The sequence below is a fragment of the Pseudomonas sp. FSL R10-0399 genome, from assembly GCF_009600165.1.
Taxonomy (GTDB): Bacteria; Pseudomonadota; Gammaproteobacteria; order Pseudomonadales; family Pseudomonadaceae; genus Aquipseudomonas; species Aquipseudomonas helleri.
In genome coordinates, this window is sequence record NZ_WIWK01000096.1 from 1 (window position 1) to 23927 (window position 23927).

23 protein-coding genes and 2 pseudogenes are annotated in these 23927 nt (G+C 58.9%); 8 read left to right on the top strand and 17 right to left on the bottom strand.

Features of this window, described 5'->3' with window-relative positions; genetic code table 11:
* The 5 genes from GHO41_RS22270 to GHO41_RS22290 all read right to left on the bottom strand — a co-directional run.
* Positions 1 to 143 (bottom strand): VIT1/CCC1 transporter family protein (locus tag GHO41_RS22270; RefSeq protein ID WP_178126556.1); only part of this gene is annotated, 143 nt, incomplete at its 3' end.
* Between the two features lie 31 nt (positions 144 to 174).
* Positions 175 to 1152, bottom strand: coding sequence for an FAD:protein FMN transferase (locus tag GHO41_RS22275; protein ID WP_371928998.1), 978 nt, complete (start codon positions 1150 to 1152; stop codon positions 175 to 177).
* On the bottom strand, positions 1136 to 3316 hold the full coding sequence (locus GHO41_RS22280) for a PepSY domain-containing protein (RefSeq protein WP_153434683.1): 2181 nt from the start codon (positions 3314 to 3316) through the stop codon (positions 1136 to 1138). The genes GHO41_RS22275 and GHO41_RS22280 overlap by 17 nt, the downstream gene beginning before the upstream one ends.
* A 25-nt stretch (positions 3317 to 3341) precedes the next feature.
* Positions 3342 to 3812: a DUF2271 domain-containing protein gene (locus GHO41_RS22285; RefSeq protein ID WP_153434684.1), complete on the bottom strand. Its 471-nt coding sequence runs from the start codon at positions 3810 to 3812 to the stop codon at positions 3342 to 3344.
* A 92-nt stretch (positions 3813 to 3904) separates the two neighbouring features.
* Entirely contained in the window at positions 3905 to 4228 is a 324-nt protein-coding gene (locus GHO41_RS22290) for a PepSY domain-containing protein (RefSeq protein ID WP_153434685.1), read from the bottom strand.
* A 132-nt stretch (positions 4229 to 4360) separates the two neighbouring features.
* On the opposite strand from GHO41_RS22290, the gene GHO41_RS22295 reads away from it, so the two are divergent.
* Together GHO41_RS22295 and GHO41_RS22300 are read left to right on the top strand one after the other, a co-directional pair.
* Positions 4361 to 5020 (top strand): response regulator transcription factor, encoded by a 660-nt coding sequence (locus tag GHO41_RS22295; RefSeq protein WP_153434686.1) that lies wholly within the window; start codon positions 4361 to 4363, stop codon positions 5018 to 5020.
* Positions 5017 to 6360 carry a HAMP domain-containing sensor histidine kinase gene (locus GHO41_RS22300; RefSeq protein ID WP_153434687.1) on the top strand — a complete coding sequence of 448 codons (1344 nt, stop codon included), beginning with the start codon at positions 5017 to 5019 and terminating at the stop codon, positions 6358 to 6360. The genes GHO41_RS22295 and GHO41_RS22300 overlap by 4 nt, the downstream gene beginning before the upstream one ends.
* Positions 6361 to 6667: 307 nt before the next feature.
* Here the strand turns inward: GHO41_RS22300 and GHO41_RS22305 are convergent.
* From GHO41_RS22305 to GHO41_RS22315, 3 genes and pseudogenes are all read right to left on the bottom strand, one after another.
* A pseudogene (locus tag GHO41_RS22305) lies at positions 6668 to 8008 on the bottom strand (transposase).
* 836 nt (positions 8009 to 8844) lie between these two features.
* The gene (locus GHO41_RS22310) at positions 8845 to 11256 is read right to left on the bottom strand and encodes a TonB-dependent receptor (protein WP_153434688.1); all 2412 of its coding nucleotides are present in this window, start codon (positions 11254 to 11256) and stop codon (positions 8845 to 8847) included.
* 161 nt (positions 11257 to 11417) lie between these two features.
* On the bottom strand, positions 11418 to 12293 hold the full coding sequence (locus tag GHO41_RS22315; protein WP_153328843.1) for a LysR family transcriptional regulator: 876 nt from the start codon (positions 12291 to 12293) through the stop codon (positions 11418 to 11420).
* A 132-nt stretch (positions 12294 to 12425) separates the two neighbouring features.
* Here GHO41_RS22315 and lldD point away from each other — a divergent pair, with 132 nt between their 5' ends.
* Entirely contained in the window at positions 12426 to 13565 is a 1140-nt protein-coding gene (gene lldD / locus GHO41_RS22320) for an FMN-dependent L-lactate dehydrogenase LldD (protein WP_153434689.1), read from the top strand.
* Positions 13566 to 13578: 13 nt separating this feature from the next.
* Positions 13579 to 14607: an FUSC family protein gene (locus tag GHO41_RS22325; RefSeq protein WP_153434690.1), complete on the top strand. Its 1029-nt coding sequence runs from the start codon at positions 13579 to 13581 to the stop codon at positions 14605 to 14607.
* Between the two features lie 29 nt (positions 14608 to 14636).
* Here the strand turns inward: GHO41_RS22325 and GHO41_RS22330 are convergent, their stop codons facing one another.
* Positions 14637 to 14948, bottom strand: a complete 312-nt coding sequence (locus GHO41_RS22330; protein WP_123751421.1) for a hypothetical protein — start codon at positions 14946 to 14948, stop codon at positions 14637 to 14639.
* Positions 14949 to 15065: 117 nt separating this feature from the next.
* Between GHO41_RS22330 and GHO41_RS22335 the strand changes: the two genes are divergently transcribed.
* From GHO41_RS22335 to GHO41_RS22345, 3 genes are all read left to right on the top strand, one after another.
* Positions 15066 to 15623, top strand: a complete 558-nt coding sequence (locus GHO41_RS22335; RefSeq protein WP_048367057.1) for a hypothetical protein — start codon at positions 15066 to 15068, stop codon at positions 15621 to 15623.
* A gap of 155 nt (positions 15624 to 15778) precedes the next feature.
* On the top strand, positions 15779 to 16318 hold the full coding sequence (locus tag GHO41_RS22340; RefSeq protein WP_371928999.1) for a chalcone isomerase family protein: 540 nt from the start codon (positions 15779 to 15781) through the stop codon (positions 16316 to 16318).
* Between the two features lie 30 nt (positions 16319 to 16348).
* Positions 16349 to 16873, top strand: coding sequence for a DUF3833 domain-containing protein (locus GHO41_RS22345; RefSeq protein WP_048367055.1), 525 nt, complete (start codon positions 16349 to 16351; stop codon positions 16871 to 16873).
* A gap of 1 nt (position 16874) precedes the next feature.
* On the opposite strand, the gene GHO41_RS22350 is transcribed toward GHO41_RS22345, so the two are convergent.
* Genes GHO41_RS22350 through GHO41_RS22375 form a run of 6 tightly spaced genes read right to left on the bottom strand, consistent with a single transcriptional unit; the run spans position 16875 to position 21842 of the window.
* Entirely contained in the window at positions 16875 to 17378 is a 504-nt protein-coding gene (locus GHO41_RS22350; protein ID WP_048367782.1) for a DUF2878 domain-containing protein, read from the bottom strand.
* The gene (locus GHO41_RS22355; RefSeq protein ID WP_153434691.1) at positions 17375 to 18643 is read right to left on the bottom strand and encodes a cyclopropane-fatty-acyl-phospholipid synthase family protein; all 1269 of its coding nucleotides are present in this window, start codon (positions 18641 to 18643) and stop codon (positions 17375 to 17377) included. The genes GHO41_RS22350 and GHO41_RS22355 overlap by 4 nt, the downstream gene beginning before the upstream one ends.
* Positions 18630 to 19421, bottom strand: a complete 792-nt coding sequence (locus GHO41_RS22360) for a DUF1365 domain-containing protein (RefSeq protein WP_153434692.1) — start codon at positions 19419 to 19421, stop codon at positions 18630 to 18632. Before GHO41_RS22360 ends, GHO41_RS22355 begins: the two co-directional genes overlap by 14 nt.
* Positions 19418 to 20665 carry an NAD(P)/FAD-dependent oxidoreductase gene (locus GHO41_RS22365; protein ID WP_153434693.1) on the bottom strand — a complete coding sequence of 416 codons (1248 nt, stop codon included), beginning with the start codon at positions 20663 to 20665 and terminating at the stop codon, positions 19418 to 19420. Before GHO41_RS22365 ends, GHO41_RS22360 begins: the two co-directional genes overlap by 4 nt.
* Complete coding sequence (locus GHO41_RS22370) at positions 20662 to 21423, bottom strand: SDR family oxidoreductase (RefSeq protein WP_153434694.1); 762 nt, start codon at positions 21421 to 21423, stop codon at positions 20662 to 20664. The genes GHO41_RS22365 and GHO41_RS22370 overlap by 4 nt, the downstream gene beginning before the upstream one ends.
* Positions 21420 to 21842 carry a nuclear transport factor 2 family protein gene (locus GHO41_RS22375; protein WP_048367048.1) on the bottom strand — a complete coding sequence of 141 codons (423 nt, stop codon included), beginning with the start codon at positions 21840 to 21842 and terminating at the stop codon, positions 21420 to 21422. Before GHO41_RS22375 ends, GHO41_RS22370 begins: the two co-directional genes overlap by 4 nt.
* Before the next feature lie 341 nt (positions 21843 to 22183).
* Between GHO41_RS22375 and GHO41_RS22380 the strand changes: the two genes are divergently transcribed.
* Complete coding sequence (locus GHO41_RS22380) at positions 22184 to 22537, top strand: helix-turn-helix domain-containing protein (RefSeq protein WP_153434695.1); 354 nt, start codon at positions 22184 to 22186, stop codon at positions 22535 to 22537.
* Position 22538: 1 nt separating this feature from the next.
* Here the strand turns inward: GHO41_RS22380 and GHO41_RS22385 are convergent, their stop codons facing one another.
* Positions 22539 to 23087: an NAD(P)H-dependent oxidoreductase gene (locus GHO41_RS22385; protein ID WP_153328832.1), complete on the bottom strand. Its 549-nt coding sequence runs from the start codon at positions 23085 to 23087 to the stop codon at positions 22539 to 22541.
* A gap of 95 nt (positions 23088 to 23182) precedes the next feature.
* Positions 23183 to 23927, bottom strand: a pseudogene (locus GHO41_RS22390) (MFS transporter); the annotation flags it as partial.

Below are 23927 nucleotides of genomic sequence, written 5' to 3' on the forward strand. Positions count from 1 at the left end.
GCGTGGCTGGCGTTGGCGGCGGCCACGCCGATCAGCAGGCTGGCGGTGGAGACAATCCCGTCGTTGGCCCCCAGGACGGCGGCGCGCAGCCAGCCGATACGATCACTGCGGTGGGATTCGGTGTGTCTGTGCATGAATTTCATGGTTGAGCGCTACTCACTGTCATTGGGCGGTTCACATCGGGCGGGTTTCAATCTGCGCCTGCAACTGGCCGCCGACAATGGATATTTCCTTGAATTGTCGGCCGTCGCGCAGCACGAACAGCGCGTCCATCCCGCGTTCCTGTGCCAGAAGTGGCCCTTCGGTTTCACCCAGCACCATCAGCGCCGTGGCCCAGGCATCGGCGAGCATGCACGAAGCAGCCACCACGGTGACGGCGGCGAGCGGGTTGCACAGTGGCGCGCCGGTGGCCGGGTTCATGGTATGAGCATAGACTTGACCGGCCACGTCGACCCACTGTCGGTAGTCCCCGGAGGTCGCGATCGCGGCGTCGCCAAGCTCCATCACACCCATGACTGCACGCACGCCCCGGTCAGGCTTTTCCACCGCCACGGTCCAGCACTGGCCGTCGGGTTTGACGCCCCGGGCGCGCATCTCGCCATCGATGCCGACCAGGTAGCGGGTGATGCCAAAACCTTCCAGGCAACGGGCCAACTCATCGACGCCAAACCCCTTGGCGATGCCATTCAAATCAAGGTGCAGCGGCGCGCGTTTGCGCACCTGATTGCGTAACGGGTCGACCACCAACGCGGCGCTGGCTGACAGCCGGGTGCGCGGCGGCATCGTCGCGAGCGCCTGTTCTGTAACGGTCGGTTCTGCGGGGCCGAACCCCCAGGCATTCACCAGATCACCGACGGCAATGTCGAAGGCGCCGCCGGATTGCTGACTGACACGCAGTGCCGCTGACAGCACCGTTGCCAGTTCCTGGGGCACCGAAATCCATTGCTGCTCGGGGGCAGCATTGAGGCGGTTGAGGTCCGAATCGGGTTTCCAGGTGGACATTTGTTGGTCCACCTGGGCCACCGCGCACGCCAAGTGACGACCCACTTCGTCGGTATCTATTCCGGCCCCGGCATAGAACAGGGCAGTGTAGCGGCTGCCCATGGTTTCGCCGTTCAGGCTGTAGCGCTGCAACTCAGTAGACGTCTTCACGGTAGCGTCCTTGTGCCTTGAGGGTCAACACCGTCAGGTTGAGAGGTGCCAACACCTCATCGAGGGCATGCATCACGCCTTTGGCCATTTCGCGACTGCCACACACCAGCACCTGGGCGCCTTTTTCAATCAGTCGACGCAGGGCCTGGGCATCGCCGATCAGCCGGTCTTGCACGTAGCAGCGGTCTTGAACCTGAGAAAAGGCCGCGCGCAATGCTGTCAGGCGCCGGTCGGCCAGGTACTGCTTGAGTTGCGGCTCGTAGAGGAAGTCCGAGGCCGGATTGCGCCCGCCCCAATACAAGTGCATTGGGTGGTGGGCCGTGTTGTTGCGGATAAAACCGGCCAATGGACCGATGCCGGTACCGGCACCGATCAGGATCACCGGGTGCGTGCCCGACGCCGGGCGAAATTGCGGGTTGGGCTGGATAAACGCTTCAATCGATGCTCCGATGTCCAGGCCATGAAGGAATTCCGAGCACACGCCACCGTTGTGTTTGCGCACGCAGATTTCCAGCACGCCGTCCTGCGAACCGCTGGCCAGCGAGTAAAAACGGGGGATCGGACTGCCCGGAGGCACAATCCCGACCAGGTCACCGGCCAGGAAGTCCGGTAGCGCATCGGGTGCCTTGAAGCGCAAGACGTGGGTCGGTGCGTTCACCTGTTCGCCATAGACGATGCGCTCTGTCAGCAGCAATGGATGGGTCTGTGGCCGCTGCGGGGCATGGACCAGTATCAGGTCATGTTTGAGCACGTCCCCCAGCGCGTGGCCCCAACGTGCAAATTCCTGAGAGGATTGGCGGTTGACGGTTTCCAGCCCCAATAACGGTGAGCCACCGGCCTGCAACATCGCGTCCTGCACCTGATGGGCGAACTGACAGAACTGCGCAAACTGGCGGTCACCAAAGCCCAGCACGGCGAAGGGCAGGCCGGGCTTGAGACCGGTTTTTGCCAGCCGCGCCATGAACTGCGAAGCCGAGGCTGGCGCGTCACCGTCACCGTGGGTCGCGGTGAGGATGATCACGCGTTGGGCGCTGCGGTAGTCGTTGGGGTATTGATTCATCGCCGCGCTATGCACTCGGTGTCCGGCCAGGTGCAAGGCGTCATGCAAGGTCTTGGCAAAGCCCCAGGTGCTGTTATTTTCACTGCCCACCAGAATCACGCTGTCGGCAGAGCGGGCAGGGCTGTTGTGGCGGATGTTCGGGCTCGCCTTGCGCCGGCGCCACCACAACAGGAGGCCGGTGACGCTCATAAACGGCACACAGAGGGCGCAGAGCCCAAGCGGCAGGCCCAGCCACCACAGGCCTTCACCGGTGTGCAGCTGATAGATCAATTCATAAAGGTTGTGCATCGAGTCGTCGGCCTGGTAGGACAACAAGGTGCCGCTGGCTTGATCCACGTAGCCGTCGCCCTGGGCGGTGCGCAGGGAAAACACGTCCTTCGGGTTGCCGGGACTGGGGTAGACCAGCTCGCGCAGGTCATTCAGGTCGGTGGCCTGCAAGGCTTGCAGGCTCGCCACAGGCAAGGCCGGCCCGGCACTGACGTGGGCGGGGAAGGCGGGTTCATTCTGACTGCCGTCCGCGATAAAGCCGAAGGTGGTGGCGGACATATACAGCCCGCTCAAGGCCGACAGCAGCAGCCCGAGCAAGGCCAGTCGCCCGACTTCAGCATGCCAGCGCTGGTTGAAGGTGCCGCGCAGTGGCCGCAGCAGGTTGCGCCAGCCACCCAGGCGCCGGACCAGCAACAGCGCTCCGGATACTGACAGCATCAGCATGAACAACGCGCCGACACCCGACACCCCGTGGCCCGGTGTGCCAAGGAACATCGAGCGGTGCAGCTCTTTCACCCAACGCGTGAACGCTGAGGGTGCATAAGGCGCGAGGCCTTCGCCAGTCAGTGGGTCGACCGTTTCAGCTCCGGCCTGACCGTTCTGGTTGTAGTAGACGATGACCGTCCCGGACGCTGTGCGCTGGATCTGCTCCACGCCCGGGAAGTGATTGGCCAAACGCCCGGCCAATTGACCGACGGTGAGTTGCCCGGCCGCGGTGGGGGTGCTGTGCAAGCGTTCCAGCGCCGGGTCGACCGACAGGATCGCGCCGCTGATGGCCAACAGCATGACCAACAGGGCGGCGATCAGGCCGGACAGGGAATGGGACTGGCGAAGCATGTTCAGCCTCCAGAAAGGGCAGGTGCTACAAATCGTAAGTAAAGGACTCGACATAGGTGCTGCCGGTCGCCGGCTGGCCTGCGCCCTTTGACGTCAGGGGCACGCTGACATCGGCGCGGGCGTCACGTTTGTCCTCGACGGCACTGTCGATGCGGATCTGATACCCGGCATCTATCAGGGTGTCTTCCAGTTCGACGCTGACTTTGAGCGTGCGCCCACTGCCGACACTGGCGCCGCTGACGCCGTCAAACTCGCTCGGGTTCATCCCGCTGCCACGGGCCCAGTCGCCAAGGTGCTTGTAGTACTTGGCCTTCTTGCCGGCCACCCACAGGGTTTTCTGGTATTGGCCGTTGGCGTCGGTTACGTAGATCGCCAGGTAGGCATCATTGCCGCTGTAGTCCTTGAGCTGGGTGGTCAGGGTTACTTCCCGGGCCTGGGCCAACCCCGGCAGGGCAATGGCGCCGGCGAGACAGGTGGCTGCGATGATCTTTTTCATGAGGGTGTCCTTGTGATCGTTAGATCGAGAGCCTGGACCTGCTTGCTGACAGCAACCTGAATCGCAGGAAAAACTCATCGACGGGTGAGGCGTCATTCGGTGAGCGGGCTGCCGAGATAATCCCTGGCATCGCCGTCGTCGCGGAAATGGATCTCGAGCGTGCGCAGGCGCAGAGAGGCCGGTGAGTAGCTGGCTTCGATGGCGTTGCCCTTGCGGTCCAACCCCTTGAGTTCGTAACAACTGTCGTCGACCTTGATGCGTTGTACGCTCCAGCCGTATTGCCGCTCGACCTGCTGTCGCAAAGTCTCGCGCGGTTGCCAGTCGCTCACCGGGTCGCTGCAGTTGTCGTCGGCCCTGGCGAAACCGCTAAGCAGCAGGCTCAACAGCGCGGCATGGGCAATAAAACCTGATTTCATGATCTGTCTCCTGCCGAGGTCGGCGTCTGTGGCATACCCTAAGGTGCATTCCTGACAACCAGCTGAATCTTCAGATTCACGTCAGGTAAGGCGATTAAGGTGCGGCACGACAACCACCACAGGAGGTGCAAGATGCGGGTTTTATTGGTCGAGGACGCCCCAGGGCTGGGGGAAGCGGTGCGCGAACAGATCGCCGATGACGGTCACGCCGTCGATTGGGTGCAGCGCCTGGACCATGCGCGCAACAGCGTCCGCACCACGCCTTACGACCTGATCCTGCTGGACCTGATGCTGCCGGACGGTCGCGGGCTGGATTTCTTGCGTCAGCAGCGCTCGGCGGGGGACGTGACCCCGGTGATTATCCTGACGGCCCAGGATCAGATTTCCGATCGCATCGCCGGCCTCAATGCCGGAGCCGACGATTACCTGGTCAAACCGTTCGACCTGTTTGAACTCTCGGCCCGTGTGGCGGCGGTGGCCCGACGTTACAGCGGCAATCCCAATCCGCAGATCAGACTTGGTGATTTGCAGGTCGACATGAGCGCCCGCACTGTGCAGCGTGCCGGCACCACCGTGGACCTGACGGCCCGCGAATGGGCGCTGTTCGAAGCGTTCGTGCAGCGCCCCAGCGCGTTGTTGTCCAAGTCGCAGCTCGAAGAGCGGCTGTATGCCTTCGGTGCCGAAATCGAGAGCAATACCATCGAGGTGTACATCAGTCGTCTGCGTAAAAAACTGGGGCGCGATCTGATTGAAACCGTGCGCGGCATGGGCTACCGGTTGATGGCCGCATGAAGTCTTCTTCGAGCCTGCAAAAACGCCTCGGCCTGGGGCTTACCCTGGGCATGACCTTACTTTGGCTAGGCGCGACCGTCGGCGCCTGGCTGGTGGTGCAACATGAGTTGAACGAGGCGTTCGACAGTGCGCTGGAAGAGACCGCACAACGGATCTTGCCGCTGGCCGTGCTGGAAATCAGCAACCGTGAGGAACCCCGTGAAGCGCAGCACGTTGCGACGTTGAAAATGCACAAGGAATACCTGACGTACCTGGTGCGCGATGCCAGCGGCAAGATCCTGATGCAGTCCCACGACGCCAACCCAAAGATCTTCAGTAAGCGGCCGACTGAGGGATTTTCCACCTCTGAAAAGTACCGCTTGTATGGCGCCAGTGCGTTACGCGAGACGCTGTTCATCGAGATAGCCGAACCGCTTGGCCATCGTCGTGAAGCAGCGCGGGAGGCTTTGTTTGCATTGTTGTTGCCGCTGTTGGCGCTGATTCCCGTCAGCCTGTTGAGCACCTGGTTGTTCGTGCGGATCAGCCTGCGCAGTGTTTTGGCGTATCGTCGTGCGGTCGAGGCGCGTGGCGTGGGTGACTTGTCGCCGATCAAGGTGGCCCGCCTGCCGGCAGAAATCGATCCATTGGCCGAGGCGGTCAACCACTTGCTGGAGCGCTTACGCAAGGCCCTGGAAGCGGAGCGCAGCTTTACCGCCAACAGCGCCCATGAACTGCGCACGCCACTGGCCGCGACCCTGGCGCAGATCCAGCGGTTACACAACGAAGTGCCCGAAGGCCCGTTGCGGTTACGCGTGGCTAAAATCGAAAACTCGTTGCGCGAACTGGCGCGGCTCTCGGAAAAACTCATGCAGTTGGCCAAGGCCGAGGGGGGCGGGCTGCTGTCCGAAACGCCCCAGGACCTTATTCCGTTGCTAGCCCATGTGGTCGATGAGTGGAACCACAGTAGCGGGCACCGGATCGAGTTGCACCTGCCAACCCAGACGAGCCTGTACTCGACGATTGACCCTGACGCCTTCGCCATCCTATTGCGCAACCTGATCGAGAACGCTCTCAAATATGGCGCCGCGGATCAACCGGTCGAAGTCAGCCTCAGTGACCTGGCGCTGCTGCGGGTGGTCAATGGTGGCCCGCCGGTACCCGAGGCGGTGTTGCAGCGGCTAACCGAGCGCTTTGTGCGGGGGCACAGCGAAACCAGCGGTTCAGGGTTGGGATTGGCGATTGCACAAACTATAGTGCAGGGCGTCAATGGGAAAATGCGGCTGATATCGCCGGCGACTGGGCGAACGCAAGGATTCGAAGTCTGCGTCTGGTTTGCGCTCGCCTCTACTGCCGACGATTGAAGGTGGTGCCGGACAGTAGCTATCCGTTGTGTGGTATGCAGCAGGTGCGAGCCGAACCAAATCCATGTTTGATTTCCATGCTTTACTTTTCGATTTCTGACCATAACCCGGCTGCGAGCGCACGATTCTCGAATGTCTGCTTCTGGCCGTTTCTGTTGAAAAAGTCGGATTTTCAGCTCGCCTGAACTCAGGCACGACCACCACCGGAGAACCTAATCACCACATTGAGTGGTTTCTCGGCCCTTCGTTGACCTTTGCTGCTCTGTTAGTGGGTTAGTTTGAGGTTTTTTGCTTCGTGCAGGCGCACCTACCCCGTAGAAGGTGGCCCTTGAGATGCAAGTTTGGCCAGACGTCGCAGGTTCTGTACCACGGTCGCCAGCGTGAACTCATCGGTCGCGCCACTCATGCCACGTAGTCGCAAGCGATCCAGTTTCAGGATGCGCTTGAGGTGGGCAAACAACATTTCGACCTTCTTACGTTCGTGGCGAGAGCGCACGTACTCCGGCGTCGCTGCGATGCGTCGAGCCACATCACGAGCGGCTTCATGGACGCTGCGGGCGATCTTGCGAATCGAAGTGTTCGGGCAGCACTTGGCTTTCATCGGACATGTCGCGCAGTCGGTCTGCCTGGATCGGAAGATGATGGTGTTGGCTTTGGTGACGTGCGAACGCTCGCCATTCGCTGCGCAATGCGTTGTCGGCCGGGCTGCGGTATTCCTCAGCCTCTTCATTCCAGTGGAAATCGTTGCTCGAGAAACTGTCGTTCTTACGCTCGGTTTTGTCCCACACCGGCACATGCGGCTCGATGTCTTTTTCCTACACCATCCAGGCCAGCATCGGCGCGGTACAGTAAGCGGTATCGCCGATGAGGCGCTCCGGTTTGATGTCGAATTGCTCTTCGACACGCTCGATCATGGTATTGGTGCTCTCAACCTCGGCCGTTCGATGAGCGGGGGTTGATTCCACATCCACGATTACGCCGTGCTCGGTATCGATCAGATAGTTCGTGGAATAGGCGAAGAACGCTGGGCCTCCTGGAGCTGCGGTCCAGCGGGCTTGAGGATCAGTCAGCGATAGGCGCTTCGGTAGCGTTTCGGCCAGGGCCTCCTCATCGAGTGCCTCAATGTACTCACGCACGGATCGCTGCAGTTGACCGGTTCATCACCCGGTACGCCGCGCTGCCGACTCGCATCCGCTTTGATGATGCTGGCATCCACGGCAAAGCCTTCGCCTTTGACCAGGCCCGCGTCCATGCAGCGACGCAGCACTTCGTTGAGCAACCAGCGGAACAGATCACTGTCCCGAAAATGGCCGTGTCGATTTTTGGAAAAGGTCGAATGATTGGGCACTTCATCTTCAAGGCTCAACCGGCAAAACCAGTGATACGCCAGGTTCAAATGGGCCTCTTCGCACAACCGCCGCTCTGAGCGAATGCCTTAGCAATAGCCGACGATCAGCATGCGGATCATCAGTTCAGGATCAATCGACGGACGCCCAATCGGGCTATAGAAATCGGCGAGGTAATGGCGCAGGTCGCTCAGATCGAGACACTGATCAATGCTGCGCAGAAGGTGATTGGCCGGGATGTGATCTTTAAGGTTGAACGAGTAAAACAGTAGCTCCTGCCCACTCGATAACTGTCCCATCATGCTGTGTGATCCCCCGCCGGCCAATGAAGAGATTTTGCCGCAGGCCAGACAGGGGAGCTACTTTTTCAACAGAGTCGGCCGAAAGGTGCCTGTCCGTGTGAAAGGGTCGGGCTTGAAGGATTGACAGACCGTTTGTACGCTTAAGTCCCTTTACTGTGGTTGCCTGAAGATGGAAAGCAATTTCTCGTTGTAGATCGAACGCGTCGCCTATGAGGAGTTCATCCGGCTGTGGGCCATAGGGAGCTTCAAGCATCAGCGTTTAGGCCAAGCGTTCTATAAACCATTTCAACCTGCACAAACTCACCGATCAAGCTTCATTGCGCGGCTTCTACGAGGCCGACGGTGAGAAGGCCTCGTGCCTGATCCTAAAGCTTTTTCATTTTCACTAAGCGTCAGCTCTAGGCAGCCTTTACCACGAGAGAGGCTAATCCGACTTCTTGAGTGTTTTAGTGTGCATGGCATTATTCATGGTTTTTCAATTATAAAATTTCTTAAAACACTGTTTTATAAGATTTTTTTTGGTTAATTGATAATAGAGTGGGAGTGATTGGGCGTCCGGCACTGACTGGCACCAATTAGCAAGAAACACCCTTAAGCCCGCGTAATTGCGGGCTTTCGGCTTTTTGGGTCTGGCAAATTCTGGCAGCTCTGTGCATCGCCAAGCACCGTGTTGGTGTGGCTTGGTACGGCGCGTCACTTTGAAAGCGCAAAGTAACCAAGCGGTTTTCGCCCCAACCACTCGGTGCCTCGCTGTGGCTCGGCACGCCCTCACCATCAATAACTCGCGAGCAAGCTCACGCTTACATGTGGGGCGCTGATCAGGGGGCTTCTGACGTTTAGAAGGCGTAGACCAAGGTGGCCGTTGCGCTACGTGGGGCGCCATACCAGCCACGAGAGCCAATCGCGGTGTAGTAGCTCTTGTCCAGCACGTTGTTGAGGTTTAGCGAAACGCTGGTTTGCGGGGTGACGGCGTATTGCGCCATCAAATCGACCACACTGTAAGCGCCCTGTGAGAACGTCTCATTGTTAGGCCCGGCACCTTTGTAGTATTCGGTGCCTTGCCAGCGCACACCTCCGCCCACTTTCAATTGCGGGAGTGAGCCAAGGCGATAGCTGGTAAACAGCTTCACCGTGTCGCGAGGCACTTCAGTCAAGAGGCGCTTATCATCCGAGTCTTTTACCTCGGCATAGGTATAGCTGGCCAAGACCTGCCAATCGGGCAGGATTTCACCCGCCATTTCCATCTCAAAGCCGCGGGTTTTGGTGCCGGACTCGGCGCGGTAAGCTTGATTGCCGTCCGGCGCCAATTGGTTGCCATCAGCCACCGCAAGGTTGTCTTGGTGTACCTCAAAGACGCTCAGTGCCGCGGTCAAACGCTTGTCCCAGAACTCGCTCTTGATGCCCAACTCGTAGTTCACGCCTTCTTTAGGGTCCAAATAGCTGCCATTGACGTCTTTGTAGTTCTGCGGTTGGAAAATCGTGGTGTAGCTGGCATAGGCCGACCAGTTATCGTCGATGTCATACACCAAACCCAAGTAAGGCGTCACGATCCCGTTTTCAGTGCGCGAAGTTCGTTTGACAGTGCCGGTCGACAGGGTGGTGGCGGCTTCATCGCGTCTCCAGTCAATCACCCGTGCCCCAGTGATCAACGACAGGTCGTCGGCCAGGCTCCAGCGAACCGAAGCGACTAAACCATCCTGTTTTTCATCCAGCGCATCACGTGAAGATTTGGTGTAGATGGCATCGGGTATAGCCAGTGAGCCATCCCATGTGTAGATGTTGTCGATGTCTTGAAACGACCACAGTGGGTAGCCATCATTTCGGTAATACGACTTGGAGTGGCTGGCCCCCAGATACAGTTGGTGCTCGCGAGTGAACAGCTCAAAAGGGCCGGTCGCCGACACGTCGAATGTGGTTTGACGAGGCTCACCGGACCAACGCCCAGTCCACGTACTGATACCACTGCCATCTGGTTTCACAGTGCCGCTTGCGGCCGTGGCGAAGGCGTCGTCATAGCTGCGGCGACTGTGTTCGGCGTTGAACTTGAGATGCCAGCCGTTATCCAGTTCGTGATCCAGGGTGGTGAACAGCGTCTTGGTCCGACGCTTGTGATAGCCCCAGTCTGCGCCCGAGTTGAACGAGCGGGACGGGCTGAAGTGACCGCCATCGGAGGTAAACATTGGAAAACCGTGATTGCCGGCTCCTTTGTTGTCCATGTCCTGATATTCCGCACCGACTGTCAGCATCGTGTCATCGGTGACGTCCCATTCCAGCACTCCATATGCCACCTGCCGTTCCAGGGTCTGGCGGTCAATGTAACTGCGGCTATCACTGCTCGACGCGACGAAACGTCCACGTACATTGCCGCTTTCGGACAATTTGCCGGAAATGTCCAGCTCAGCACGGTAGTCATCCCAAGAACCTGCCTTAAGCGTGAGCGTGCGCTTGGTTTCAAGCGTCGGTTTTTTGCGAATCAAGTTGACGGTGGCGCCCGGGTCCCCGGTCCCCGACATCAGCCCCGTCGCGCCGCGTACCACTTCGATCCGGTCATAGGTGACAGTGTCAGAAAGGTCATCACTGAACCCGAATGTGTCAGGCCGATTAACCCCGTCAACCTGAATGTTGCTGATTTCAAAGCCCCGCACATAAATGTGATTAGAGTCGCTACCGGCGGGCCCCATGCTCTCGACCACCACGCCTGGGGTCTGCTCAAGTACCTGGGTCACATCGTTCAAGTTCAAATCTTCAATCAACTGGCGTGTCACCACGCTGATCGATTGCGGCGTCTCGCGTGCGGACAGGCGCAGACCGGTCGCGGTGCTTGCCGAGCCTGTGGCATAACTGCCTGTCCCTTCGGTCGTGACGCCCAACCCCGTGCCGGAGACGGTCGTTGCCGCCAGCTCCATTGAATCAGACGCGTTAGATCGCGCCAGCACGTAGCGCTTGTCTCCCACTTGCTGAAACTTCAGACCGCTGCCTTGCAGCAGTAGGGCAAGGCCCTGCTCCGGCTCGTAATGCCCCTGCAACCCCGCCGTGCTCAAGCCAGCCGTTTCTTCGCTGCTAAAGCTCACTGTCACCCCGCTTGCAGCGGAAAACGTGTTGATCGCATTGGTGAGAGATCCTGCCGAAATCATGTAACTGACGGGTTCGGCCCACGCGCCGCTAGTGGCCAATAGCGAGCCGGAAAGGCTAAATGCCAGCGCGACACTGCGCAGACTGAAAGGCGGGGAAGAGGTACAAGCGGACATCCATTGGCTCCTGTCTAGTGGTCATTATGTGATCCATAGAGAGAAGACGAATTGCCAATGGGAATCTTTTACAAAAAATTTAAATTGCGTCGACCCCTTCGCAATGGCGCTCTTAAAAGCCCATCGCGGTCGTTCGCTTTTCGGTATTGGATCTTGTTGGACTATCTCAGCTCTTTGGCCAGCTCTAACCAGGCTATTGCAGCCGGAGGCAAATGCGCACCGGCACGCCAAGCCAGTGCGATGTTCCAATCCGTATCTGGCTCTTCAAGAGGTACCAGAGCGATGCCAGCATGTTTATGTTTTTGCGCAAGCATTCGCGGTAAAAATGCTACACCCAAACCAGCGGCTACCAGGTCGGCGATGAAATCAATTTGCCCGCTGCGGGCTGTCACTCGGGGCACAATCGCTCTTCGATCACATGCGGCCATTATTAATGCGTTAAGTGCAAACCCCTCCTCAAAGAGGATGAATGGCGAATCCGCCAGATCACTGAAGTTGATCCGCTTGCGTTGCGAAAGCGAATGGGCGCCAGGCAGTACAGCCACTAAGGGCTCGTTACGCACTTGCTGATAAGCGAACGTTTCATCGATCGGAATCAGTAGTGCAGCCAGGTCCACCTCTCCGGCCTCCAGGCACTCACGCAGTTTCTTACTCCCATGCTCTATCAGTTCTATATTCACCCTCGGATAACGGCTGCGATAAGTGGCAAACATCTGAGCGAACAACACCCCACAGCCTACAGGCGGCAAGCCGATCCGCAGCGTACCGCCCTTCAGATCCCGCAGATCATTGATCTCTGCGATCAGATCGTTGCGCTCTGCGAGTAAAACCAGTGCGCGTCGAAAGGCAATCTCACCGGCGGCCGTCAACTCGCTTTTATGGCCGATACGGTTCAAGAGTGGTGTTCCCAGTTCATCTTCGAGCGTCCTGACCGCCTTGCTGACTGAAGACTGAGTCAAAGACACCACCTCAGCGGCTTGTGAGAACCCTCCCTGGCGCACCACTTCTACAAACACTCGCAGCGTTCTGAGATTCATGTGTATTCCAATAGCGACTTATTTTGAGTAGGAAAAGTTGTTTTTATCATGATCAACAAACCCTTATCGTGAAATCCATTCAGCAACGTCCTGCGTCGCTGAAATTTTCTAGAGACATAGGAGTTGTAGAGAATGATTATTTCATCGGCGTCCGACTATCGCGAAGCTGCCAGACGCAAGTTGCCGCGATTTCTATTCGACTACATCGACGGCGGCGCCTATGCCGAACACACACTGCGGGCCAATAGCTCTGACCTTGCCAGCATCAGCTTGCGTCAACGCATTTTGAGAAATGTTGACAGCCTGAGTCTCAAGACGACGCTATTCGGGAAGGAACAGAGTCTGCCGATCATCCTCAGCCCCGTTGGACTGACCGGTATGTACGCCCGTCGTGGTGAAGTGCAAGCGGCCAAGGCTGCGGCCACGAAAGGCATCCCCTTTTGCCTGTCCACAGTATCGGTCTGCTCGATTGAAGAGGTTGCTTCCCAGAGTCCGCAATCGATCTGGTTTCAACTCTATGTGCTCAAGGATCGCGGGTTTATGCGTAATGCCCTGGAGCGCGCTCAAGCAGCTGGCGTTACCACGCTGGTGTTCACCGTAGACATGCCGACACCAGGCGCTCGTTACCGTGATGCCCACTCGGGCATGTCCGGTCCATTCGCAGCTACACGGCGCATTTTACAAGCCACTACTCGGCCGGATTGGGCGTTGAATGTCGGTATCCTCGGTCGCCCGCATGACTTGGGCAACATCTCCAAGTACATGGGCAAAGCCACCACCCTGGAAGATTATGTTGGCTGGTTAGGCAATAACTTCGACCCCTCCATCAGTTGGAAGGATTTGGAGTGGATCCGCGAGTTTTGGAAGGGCCCGATGATTATCAAGGGCATCCTTGATCCACAGGACGCCAAGGACGCAGTCAGTTTTGGCGCTGATGGCATCGTGGTCTCCAATCACGGCGGTCGCCAATTGGACGGTGTGCTGTCCACCGCCAAGGCTTTGCCTCCCATTGCCGACGTGGTGGGCGATGACCTGACGGTGCTGGTGGACTCCGGCATTCGTTCCGGGCTGGATGTTGTGCGCATGCTCGCGTTAGGCGCCAAGGCGTGCCTGCTGGGGCGTTCGACGGTTTACGCTCTGGCCGCCGACGGACAGCACGGGGTCGAGAATATGCTGGATATCTTCTCGAAAGAAATGCGCGTGGCAATGACGCTCACGGGGGTGACCTCGATTGACAAGATCGATCGAACCGCACTGGTTTCAGTTGAGTAGTGAAGGTTCGATCATGTCGCAATCACTGACCGTTAAGATGTTGCAAGCGGTACGCAATGTGCCCATTGGCTACGTAGTGTGTGGTGGGATTGTCTGTACTGTGCCGGCGCTCCTCGCGGCTCGCTTGCACAACCCTTTGTTCTGTTGGTCAGCGATTGCCGCATTCTGGAGCTATCTGTCGATTCCGGGCAATAAGTCCGCAAAAGATTGTATTGTCGGCCTGGTTTTCGGCATGACCGGCGCCGTGGCGTCAGGGCTAGGTGCCTGGACGATGGAATGGCCGCCGCTGGCGATAGTGCTGTCGGCCCTCTTCGCGTTTGCGGGTGCTTACGCCCAGGTTTGCGGCGCGCGCATCAGCATTCCTGCTTTGCTGACAGCGACGGCATTTGCGGTATCCACTGCATTCCCGGCAAAGGACTTTGCCCAGGGACTGGATTATGCACGTTACTTTCTCTACGGCAGCTTATGGGCTACAGGCTCCGCATTCCTGTTCCAATGGTGTCAGAACGATCATTCTGATGCTGTTAAGCCGCCAGTTTTATGGTCGGCCCTCAGAGAAAATTTCACACCCAAATCTAACCTCTTTCTGCATGGTCTTCGCGTAGCGCTGTCGGGAGCCCTGTCAGTCTGGATGGTTCAATTGTGGTCGTTGCATTACGGCTACTGGATGACCCTCACGGTGTTTCTGATCATGCAGCCCTACATGTCTTCAACGTTGAAGATGTCTCTGGAACGCGTCGGTGGCACCTTCTTGGGGGGAGCCATTGCTGCCGTTCTTGGTTACGTAATCCATGATCCGATTTTGTTGGCTGCACTGATACTGCCTGTCTCTATTGGCACCCTGGCTGGGCGCTCTGTGAGCCACATCAGCTATTTAATGTTCCTCACTCCCCATTTCATTCTGGTCGCGCAGATTGGCCAGTCAGGAGGATCGGAGCTCGATTTGGTATTTTTACGGATGCTCTACAGCACCGGTGGTGCACTTTTAGCGATCATTGCTTCGCTTTTGATTTTTCCTCGTTGGCAAACGGCTGAGCCGTAAAGGAACGTGCCGTCTCTTTTGCCATTGCGCTACCGCCGACCTTCACACACCGGTGATTCGCCAATGCGGCCTTGCTTGCACAGGTCCAGGTTGTCCCTGCGCTTGAACCCTGCGTCCTTCATGCAGTAGAACCGCGTCAGCACAACATCAATTGGCGAGGTGTCGCCCACGCCATCAAGGTTGGTATACCCGCAAGCACGCATGGCGTTGTCGACGCCCGCTTGGGTGACGCCCTTTTTGTACCACTGTGTGTAGGCTCCGGGCGGCGGCTGAAAGCCTCTGCCCGTGCAGCCGACCAGTAACACAGCGCAAAAACTCAGCAACAGGTACTTCGTGCTCATGGCGCTAATCCTTTAGGGTTTGGCTCGGATAAGGTGTGAAACTCCCACAGCGTACAGGGAACTTTCCTTCAGCAAATGGTTCAATACGGTCCTTCTCTTAACGTGTTCAAGGATCGAATGAAAACTTATCTGGCCTTTCCGTTAGCCATCGCACTCGCTGTTGCGATGACCGGTTGCAGTAGCCGCAAGGCGGGTGATCTTACGTCAGCGCCGGTGGTGCCACTGGTCATGAATGATCATCAAGCCAGCGTGACGTTCCGCACCATCGGCGGTGAGGGCGATCACCCTGTCAGTTACATGTACGGGTATACCAATATTGGTATTGATAGCGCGGGTGACCGGGTTTATGACACGGCTTACTTCAAGCGCATACCGGCGTATCTGAAGCGAATGGCCGGTGGCACTGACAGCATCAGCAAGCTGGTCGAGGCTGACAAAACCTTGTACGTAGAAGGGCAGGTCAAGGCCAAGCAGTTCACCTTCAACGGTATCCCCATGCCGACACCGTTCGACAAAGAACAGCCCGTTGCGCAGCAATTCACGCCACAGGCCAAGAAGAATTACGTGGTAGAAACCGTGATCGCCGACACTTGGGTTACGAGCGTGTATGAAGTGTCTACAACCGGTGAGCGCAAAAACGTTGGCGCTCCCGCTAAAGATGCCGCCGCAAAGTAATCGCGTCGTGATGCAACCACGTCGAAGCCCGCGTAATTGCGGGTTTTTACTTTCTGGTCTCCCGATCTTTTATCCTCCTTTCATACATAACCTGTACAAATCGATAATTTCGTATAAGTTTTCAAGACGTCCATTGAGTGTTGTGGAGGTCTCCCATGGCTATGCCGATGGACCGCTTGACCCGCTGCGTGATCTGCCTTGCTTTGCTGCTCCAGAGCGCAGAACTGTTGGCGGATTGGCGTGAAGCTTTACCCGATGCTCACTTGCTGGGTAGCGGGGAGATGCGCATGTTCGGTTTCTCGATTTACAACGCGAGCTTCTGGAGCCCACGCCAACCGTTGCGTGCTGACACGCCTTTTGCGCTGGAGCTGACCTACAGCCGTGCGATCAGTCGCGACGATCTGGTCGAGGCCAGCCTCAAGGAAATCCGCCGCCTGGCGCCCGGCCCTCTGAGCCCTGAGCTGGCGGCACGCTGGGAGCGGGAGATGCAGCAAGCGTTTGTCGATGTACGCCCCGGTGACCGCATCACCGGCGTTTACAGACCAGGCGAGGGCGTGCGTTTTTACGTCGGCGACACGCTGCAGCACGTGGTGAAAGATGATGCGTTTGCCAAAGCCTTTTTTGCGATTTGGTTGGACCCGCGAACCCGCAACCCACAGCTGCGTGCCCAATTGCTGGGAGAGGCCAAACCCTGAAATGACCCCTTCGCTACCGAGGAAATGCACATGTTGAAGCTATGGGTAATGTTGCTATGCGTAGGCCTTGTCAGTTGCAGCAGGGTCGATGTGCAGACTTACAGCCAAGAGAAGCCAACGTTTGAGGTGCGCCAGTTCTTTGAGGGGCGGGTTGAGGCCTGGGGGATGTTTCAAAAGCGTTCAGGTGAGGTCGTCAAGCGCTTCCATGTGCAGGTCAACGGCCACTCAGAAGGCGACAAGCTGATCCTCGACGAGTCGTTTACCTACAGCGATGGTACAAAGCAAAAACGGGTTTGGACGCTGACCCCGGCGGGCCCCGGCCAATGGCGCGGAACTGCCGGTGACGTGGTGGGCGAGGCCCGTGGCGAAGTGGCGGGCAACACGCTGCGCTGGAACTATGTGCTGAACCTGCCGGTGGACGGCAAGGAGTATGAGGTTCAGTTGGACGACTGGATGTACATGATGGACAAAGACACCCTGATCAATCGCTCGTACATGACTAAGTTCGGGGTAGAGGTGGGGCAGATCACCTTGTTCTTCCGCAAGCAGCCCTGAATCAACGTGCCGGGTGCCCGGCCACCCAGTGCAGCGCGGGCATCAGCATCGCCCAAATGAGGGCGAGCACTAGAAGGCTCGGCCAAACACCCAGCGGCAGGCCCACACCTGCCAACGTCGCGCCGCCCCAATAGGAGAGCGGCCCCGCGACAGCGCCCAGCAGACTGCCCAGCCACCAAGGATGTTTTGTCCAGTTGAGGCTGTAGTTCAAAGTGCTGGCGAAAAGCAGCCAAAGCAGCGCCAGCCATAACGGCAGCATCACGGTGTTCCCCGAAAAGGTGAACAACCCGAGGTGCATCAGCGCGCTGTCCAGCACCCAGCCGCAGGCTGCCACCCGCAGCACGCCGCGCCATTCATTAAACGCCTTTGCCACCCACCCTAGTTGCAGCGCCAGGCAGGCGATGGCAACCAGCAACAGCCAGGGGCGATGCGCGCCCCACACACACGCGAACCATCCCAGTTGGAAAAGCCCGGCATTCAGAAACAGCCGGCCACGCCCGTTCAGGCTTTTAGCCCATAGGGCTGCGGCCTGGCCCCAGGTTTGGCGAGCAGCAGATGCGCGGTGCCGATGCTGCGCTCCAGAAAGCCGCCTTCGCAGTAGCACAGGTAAAACTCCCACAGGCGATAAAACGTCTGGTCGTAGCCCAGCGCTTCCAGGCTGTGCTGATTGCTGCGCAGGTTGTCGTGCCACAGGCGCAGCGTGCGGGCGTAATCAAGGCCGAAGTCTTCCATATGATGCAGGTTCAGATCGGTGTCGCGGCTGATGGTGCTCAGCATGGCGGTTACCGAAGGCAGCGCGCCGCCGGGGAAAATGTAGCGCTGGATAAAGTCGACGTTTTTTTTCGCCTGCTCGTAGCGCTGGTCCCGAATGGTGATGGCTTGCAACAGCATCAGCCCGTCATCGTTGAGCAGGTGGGCGCACTGTTTGAAATAGGTGGGCAGGAAGCGGTGGCCGACGGCCTCGATCATCTCGATAGAAACCAGCTTGTCGTAGGTGCCCGTCAGGTCGCGGTAGTCCTGTAACAGCAGGGTGACGCGGTCTTGCAGGCCCAGTTCGGCAATTCGTTTGTGGGTATACGCAAACTGCTCATGGGACAGGGTCGTGGTGGTGACTTTGCAGCCGTAGTGGGTGGCCGCATACAAGGCCATGCTGCCCCAGCCTGTGCCGATTTCCAGCAGGTGGTCGGTGGGTTTGAGGTCGAGCTTTTCGCAGATACAGGCCAGCTTGTTCAATTGGGCCTGTTCGAGGGTGTTGCTGGCGGAACGGAACATGGCTGCTGAATACATCATGGTCGGGTCGAGCAGTTTTTCGAACAGCGCGTTACCCAAGTCGTAGTGCGCTGAAATGTTGCGTTGCGAGCCTTGGCGCGTGTTGCGGTTGAGCCAGTGCAGGGCTTTTGCCACCGGGCGGCGTAGCAGCGCCAGGCCGCGCTCCATGTCATCCAGCACGTCAAGGTTGGCCACAAAAATGCGGATCACCGCCGTCAGGTCGGGGCTGCTCCAATACCCATGGATATAAGCCTCGCCCGCACCGATGGAGCCATTCAAAGCCACCATGGGCCAGAAGGCCGCGTCATGCACTTCGAGTGTGCCGTGCAACTCGGCACATGGTTGGCCAAAGCTCAGGGGCTCACCGTCGACCGTGACCAGCAAATGCCCATGGCGCAGTTGGGCCAGCTTGCGCAAAACGCCTTTTTTGAGCAGACGTGCGCCTAGTCCATTGGCCGCAGAATCACCGGTACTGGTGGGGTTCAGACTAGGGTTTGTCATGGCGAGACTCCAAATGGGCGGTGCGCTGTTTACCGTCGGCGGCTTCATGGGAAAACACGGGCGTGCGTTTAAGCAGCAGGCGCAGAGCCTGCCAATAAATAGCGAGTACGGTTTTGCCGGTGATCCAGGGGAACTCCAGCAAGTGGCGATGCAGGCTGTGGCGCGTCAGTTCGATGCGCTCCAGGCCCATGCCCGCCTCAAAGACTTTTTGCTCGCCCTGCCAGTCCTGCATGGTCACGTTCAGTTGTTGCTCCGGCGCAGAGAAACGCATGCGGTACTCCAGATCGCGAGGCAGAAAGGGCGAGACGTGAAAACTCTTGGCCACCCGATGGCGTGACTCGCCGCTGGCGTGGGTCGGCAGCACGTAGTGGTAGCGTTCCCGCCACGGGGTGTTGCTGACTTCGCAGAGGATGGCGGCCAGGCTGCCATCGGCTTCGAAGCAGTAAAACAGGCTGATGGGGTTGAACGACAAGCCCCAACTGCGCGGCTGCGTGAGCAGGCAGATACGTCCTTGCGGGGCGTGGCCCAAGGCCTGCTCAACAACTGATCGAACGGCATCGCTGAGCGTTACGCCCTGGCGCGTGGCGTGGGGTAAGTAGTCTGTTTCGCGGAAGGTAAAAGCGCCCCAGCGCGAACGCCCGGCCAGCCACGACAGGCCCAGCACTTGCGCTTGCTCGGCAAGGTCCAGGTACAGCATGCCCATGCGATAGCGAAATGCGTGGGCGCGCGGCAACAACCGACGGTGGCTGACCCAGCCGCGGTAGAGCGCGCTGTTCATAGCTGTTCTCCGAAGGCTGCGGCCACGCGCAAGCCGCTGACCACGCCGTCCTCATGGAAACCGTTGGCCCAGTAGGCGCCGCAGAAGTAGCTGTGTTTCACCCCTTGCAGTTCTGCCCAGCGTGCCTGCGCCTCCACGCCTGCCAGGGTGTATTGCGGGTGGGCGTAGCGGTAGCGGCCAAGGACGGTGCTCGGGTCAATCGCCTCGTTCTGATTGAGGCTGACGCAAAAGGTCGTGTCGCTCTGCAGCCCTTGCAGGATGTTCATGTTGTAAGTGAGCGCGGCGGGTTGTCGGGTTGAGCCGCCGAGGCGGTAGTTCCAGCTTGCCCAGGCCAGTCGGCGATTCGGCAACACACGGGTGTCGCTGTGCAGCACCACGTCGTTATCGGCGTAGTGCAGCGCCCCGAGTATTTTGCGTTCGGCCTGGCTGGGCGCCGCCAGCAGGCTCAGGGCTTGGTCGCTGTGGCAGGCGAATACCACGCTGTCAAAACGTTCGGTGCCCGCGGCGCTGTGCAGGGTTACCCCGCCAATGTCGCGCTCAACCCGATGCACCGGGCAGTTCAGGCGGATGCGCTCGTCAAAGCTGGCGCTCAACGCCGTGACATAACTGCGCGAACCGCCGCTGATCACCCGCCACTGCGGGCGATTGGTTGCCGACAGCAGCCCGTGATTTTTAAAAAAGCGCACAAAGAACTGCAGCGGAAAACCCTGCATGTCGGCCAGTGACATCGACCAGATCGCCGACCCCATCGGGACGATGTAGTGATCGATAAAGCGCTGCCCGTAGCCCTTCTGTTGCAAGTAGTCACCGAGGGTGGTGTCAGCGGCGATGCGCAGTTCGTGCAGGTCGCGCAGGGCTTCGCGGTTGAAGCGCAAAATGTCGCGCAGCATGCCCCAGAAGCCCGGCGACAGCAGGTTGCGCCGTTGGGCAAACAGGCTGTTGAGGTTGTTGCCGTTGTATTCGGTGCCCGTCTTCGGATCGCGCACCGAGAAACTCATCTCGGTGGGTTGTGAGGCCACGCCCAGTTGATCCAGCAGGCGGATGAAATTGGGGTAGGTCCAGTCGTTGAACACAATAAAACCGGTGTCTATGGCAAAGCGTTCGCCCTTCACTTCAACGTCAACCGTGTGGCTGTGGCCGCCCACCCAGTCACTGGCCTCGAACACAGTGATGTCGTGCTGGCGGTTGAGCAGATAGGCGCAGGTCAGGCCGGAAATACCGCTGCCGATGATGGCTATTTTCATGAAGATTCTTCTGTGTCAGGACGCGCCATGCGTTTGCCCAGGGCCAATTGCAGGCGCTGAGGCAAAGCCGCCAGTAAGCGAAGCACAGCGATAAAGGGGCCGGGGAAGGCGATTTCCAGCGGTCGTTTGTCGAGGCGGGTGGCGATGTAAGTGGCCGCTTTATTCACTGGCCAGCGCATCGGCATCGGGAAGTCATTGTGTTGGGTCAGTGGCGTATCGACGAAGCCCGGGCTGACGACAGTGACGTCGATACCCTCGTGGCCCACGTCGATGCGCAACGACTGAAACAGATAGCGCATCGCCGCCTTGGAGGCGCCATACGCCTCGGCGCGGGGCAGCGGCAAGTAGGTCACCGAGCTGCACACGGCCACCAAATGCGGGCGTTTGGCCTTGCGCAACAGCGGCAGGGCGGCTTCTACGCAATAGGCCGCAGAGAACACATTGGCGCGCATCACGCGCTCAATCATGTTGGCCTCGAAGTGGCCCGCGTCCAGATACTCGCAGGTGCCGGCATTCAAGATGACCTGATCCAGATAGCCCCAGACCTGCCCGATTTGTTCGCCGATGGCTCGAACCTGGAGCGGATCCGTCAGGTCGCCGGGTAGCGCCAGGACCTGTTGCGGGAACGCCGCGTGCAATGTCTCCAGAGCTTGGGCATTGCGCGCACTCACGGCCAGCAAATGGCCCTGATTCAACAGGATCTCTGCCAGAGCCGCGCCAATGCCGCTGCTGGCGCCGGTGAGCCAGATGCGCTTCATGCCAGCCTCCCTTTCAACCAGCCAATCGCGGGGCCCATCAGCGGCAGATGCTCATAGAGCAGGGCGCCTGCATCGAAATAGTCGCGGTGCTGGTAGACCTTCTCGTGCCACAGCAGGTGCGAACAACCAGCCACGTCTATGCGTTGGCCACGGCTCAGACGCGGGTGCCGATAGTGCAAGGTCCAGCGCAGATACCCGCTACCATCCTGCACCGGGTCATAACCGTGAAAGGTGAAACCCAGCTCGCTGACGTTGGCGTAGAGTTGCGCAAAATAGGCTTGCAGCGCTGCCAGGCCGTGGATCTCATGCAGCGGATCCCGAAAGTGAATATCGTCGCTGTACAGCTCATGGAGCGTATGCAAATTGCTGGCATCCAGTGCGGCAAAACGGCGGGCGAAATCGTGCAGGAAGTCAGACACAGTGCCTCCCGCAACCCGATAGGTCGCCGTGCCGGGCTAAGCGGCTGATCCCGAGTGGGGCGGTGTCTATGGCATCGAGCATCTGACTCCCTCCTTTTCTTGTACAAAGAAAATATCTTGTACAGGTTTTTAGAGAATAGGGAGCGTGTTGTACAAGTCAATTAATTTGTACAACTATTTGTGCGGTGTGGTTGTTTAGTAGGGGGATAGACGGGAGCTACCGGTCGTGCGCGATGTTTAAAAGATCGCGAGGCAAGCTCGCTCCTACAGTTGGTGTTTTGCTTATGTGGGCCGCACTGTGTCTAATTACGGGCTGTGAGGCTTATGCGGAGATGCTGGCGATGACCAACAGGGTGTTCAACTTTCCTATCGATGCAACGATTCAGGCCATCGGTGGGCGCTGGAAGTGCGCGATTCTTTGTCACCTGATGGAAGGCCCCAAACGCACAGGCGAGTTGCTGCGCCTTATGCAGCCCTTGTCATCGAAGGTGCTCACCGAGCAACTCAAGGAGTTGCAGAGCGATCACCTGATCGACCGTGAAGCGTTCCCGGGCAAGGTGCCCAAGGTGGTTTACCGGGTGACCGAGCTGGGTCGCACCTTGCAGCCGATTATCGATGCGATGTGTCAGTGGGGCGCGCTGCACGCGGGCAATCCGCTGCCCGCTGAATCTGCAGCGCAGGTCACTGAGGCCTGACTCAGGCCGGTTGGGTCAGTTGGCGCAGGTAGTTCACGTACCCTTGGGCGTTTTCTTCCAGTTGCGGCAGGTCAATGTCGTGCTCGGCGCCATAAAACACCCATGGCTTCACGGCCTGCGCGTCGATGTAGCGAATGGTGACTTGGAGCGGCCGTAGCAGTTCGTCAAGGCTGTAGCGGTAGCGCCCGCTGTCCAGATAATCCTCTTGCTTGATGCCCGCAGAAATCGCCATGGCGATGCGCTTGCCGGCCAACTGCCGTTGCCCTTCTGCGTGGCCGTAAGCGAAGTCATGGGTCAGTACTTCGTCTTGCCATTGCTTGAGCAGAGGCGGGGTGCTGAACCAGTAGAACGGGAACTGCCAGACGATCGAGTCATGGGCGCGGACCAGCGCCTGTTCGGCGTCTACATCGAGGGGGCCGCCATTCGGGTAGGCGTCATACAGGCGGTGCACAGTGACCTCCAGATCACTGGCCGCCAGGGCTTTCAACCAGGCGTGGTTTATCACCGATTTATCGAGGGTAGGGTGGGCAAGAATGATCAGGGTGCGCATGGTATCGGGCTCCAGGGGGTGAGGCGCGCAATCTATGGGCGCCTCGACATTCCCACAAGTACGCACCTTTTTGTAACCACCCAGGCCTGGCCCCTTTAGATCTGCTGGCGTTGCCGCCCAAAAAGCACAAATACCACCACCGCCAGCAGTGCGATAACCACGGCCGATGTGGTGAGCAGGACAGAGTGGGTACTCGAAAACGCCAGCTTGGCCGCTTCAATCAAGGCATTGCCCTGGGCGGCAGGCAACTCACCGGCCACCACGTAACTGTCGCCAATGGATCTGGCGGCCCGTTCGGCCTGCGCTGGCGCCAGTTCAGCGGGCAGCGACAGGGTGCTGCCAAACACTTTGGACATGAACACCCCGAACACGGTGATGCCCAGGCCGGTGCCCAGTTCGTAAGCGGTGGCTTCCAGTGAACCGGCGGCGCCGCCCTTGCTGGCGTCTACCGAACCCATGATGGCAATCGAGGAGGCGGTCAGGCCGATACTCAGCGCCAGCCCCAACACCGCCAACATGGCCGGCACCGCAATGCCGGCAGCATTGAAATCGGCAAAGGCGAGAAATCCCAACGCCCCGGCGGATGTGGCCAATGACAGGCTGGCGACCCCGCGCAAGCCAAAGCGGTTGGACAGATACCCGGCAACCGGGCCGCCCAGCGCGGCGGCGGCCATGATCGGGATCAGGAAGATCCCCGCCTGCAACGGCGTTTTGTCCAGCACGTATTGCAGCTCCATGGCCAGGGTCAGCTCCACGCCTGCCAGCGCGCCGATGGTCACCAGCGCCATGATCATGCCGCCCAGCAGCGCCGGGTGGGCGAACAGCGACAGGTCCAGCATC

What these genes read in the sequence shown, in the direction of transcription:
- GHO41_RS22280 (WP_153434683.1), bottom strand. Translation starts at nt 3,316, where the DNA reads ATGCTTCGCCAGTCCCATTCCCTGTCCGGCCTGATCGCCGCCCTGTTG.
- GHO41_RS22285 (WP_153434684.1), bottom strand. Translation starts at nt 3,812, where the DNA reads ATGAAAAAGATCATCGCAGCCACCTGTCTCGCCGGCGCCATTGCCCTG.
- GHO41_RS22290 (WP_153434685.1), bottom strand. Translation starts at nt 4,228, where the DNA reads ATGAAATCAGGTTTTATTGCCCATGCCGCGCTGTTGAGCCTGCTGCTT.
- GHO41_RS22295 (WP_153434686.1), top strand. Translation starts at nt 4,361, where the DNA reads ATGCGGGTTTTATTGGTCGAGGACGCCCCAGGGCTGGGGGAAGCGGTG.
- GHO41_RS22300 (WP_153434687.1), top strand. Translation starts at nt 5,017, where the DNA reads ATGAAGTCTTCTTCGAGCCTGCAAAAACGCCTCGGCCTGGGGCTTACC.
- GHO41_RS22310 (WP_153434688.1), bottom strand. Translation starts at nt 11,256, where the DNA reads ATGTCCGCTTGTACCTCTTCCCCGCCTTTCAGTCTGCGCAGTGTCGCG.
- GHO41_RS22315 (WP_153328843.1), bottom strand. Translation starts at nt 12,293, where the DNA reads ATGAATCTCAGAACGCTGCGAGTGTTTGTAGAAGTGGTGCGCCAGGGA.
- lldD (WP_153434689.1), top strand. Translation starts at nt 12,426, where the DNA reads ATGATTATTTCATCGGCGTCCGACTATCGCGAAGCTGCCAGACGCAAG.
- GHO41_RS22325 (WP_153434690.1), top strand. Translation starts at nt 13,579, where the DNA reads ATGTCGCAATCACTGACCGTTAAGATGTTGCAAGCGGTACGCAATGTG.
- GHO41_RS22330 (WP_123751421.1), bottom strand. Translation starts at nt 14,948, where the DNA reads ATGAGCACGAAGTACCTGTTGCTGAGTTTTTGCGCTGTGTTACTGGTC.
- GHO41_RS22335 (WP_048367057.1), top strand. Translation starts at nt 15,066, where the DNA reads ATGAAAACTTATCTGGCCTTTCCGTTAGCCATCGCACTCGCTGTTGCG.
- GHO41_RS22340 (WP_371928999.1), top strand. Translation starts at nt 15,779, where the DNA reads ATGGCTATGCCGATGGACCGCTTGACCCGCTGCGTGATCTGCCTTGCT.
- GHO41_RS22345 (WP_048367055.1), top strand. Translation starts at nt 16,349, where the DNA reads ATGTTGAAGCTATGGGTAATGTTGCTATGCGTAGGCCTTGTCAGTTGC.
- GHO41_RS22355 (WP_153434691.1), bottom strand. Translation starts at nt 18,643, where the DNA reads ATGACAAACCCTAGTCTGAACCCCACCAGTACCGGTGATTCTGCGGCC.
- GHO41_RS22360 (WP_153434692.1), bottom strand. Translation starts at nt 19,421, where the DNA reads ATGAACAGCGCGCTCTACCGCGGCTGGGTCAGCCACCGTCGGTTGTTG.
- GHO41_RS22365 (WP_153434693.1), bottom strand. Translation starts at nt 20,665, where the DNA reads ATGAAAATAGCCATCATCGGCAGCGGTATTTCCGGCCTGACCTGCGCC.
- GHO41_RS22370 (WP_153434694.1), bottom strand. Translation starts at nt 21,423, where the DNA reads ATGAAGCGCATCTGGCTCACCGGCGCCAGCAGCGGCATTGGCGCGGCT.
- GHO41_RS22380 (WP_153434695.1), top strand. Translation starts at nt 22,184, where the DNA reads ATGACCAACAGGGTGTTCAACTTTCCTATCGATGCAACGATTCAGGCC.
- GHO41_RS22385 (WP_153328832.1), bottom strand. Translation starts at nt 23,087, where the DNA reads ATGCGCACCCTGATCATTCTTGCCCACCCTACCCTCGATAAATCGGTG.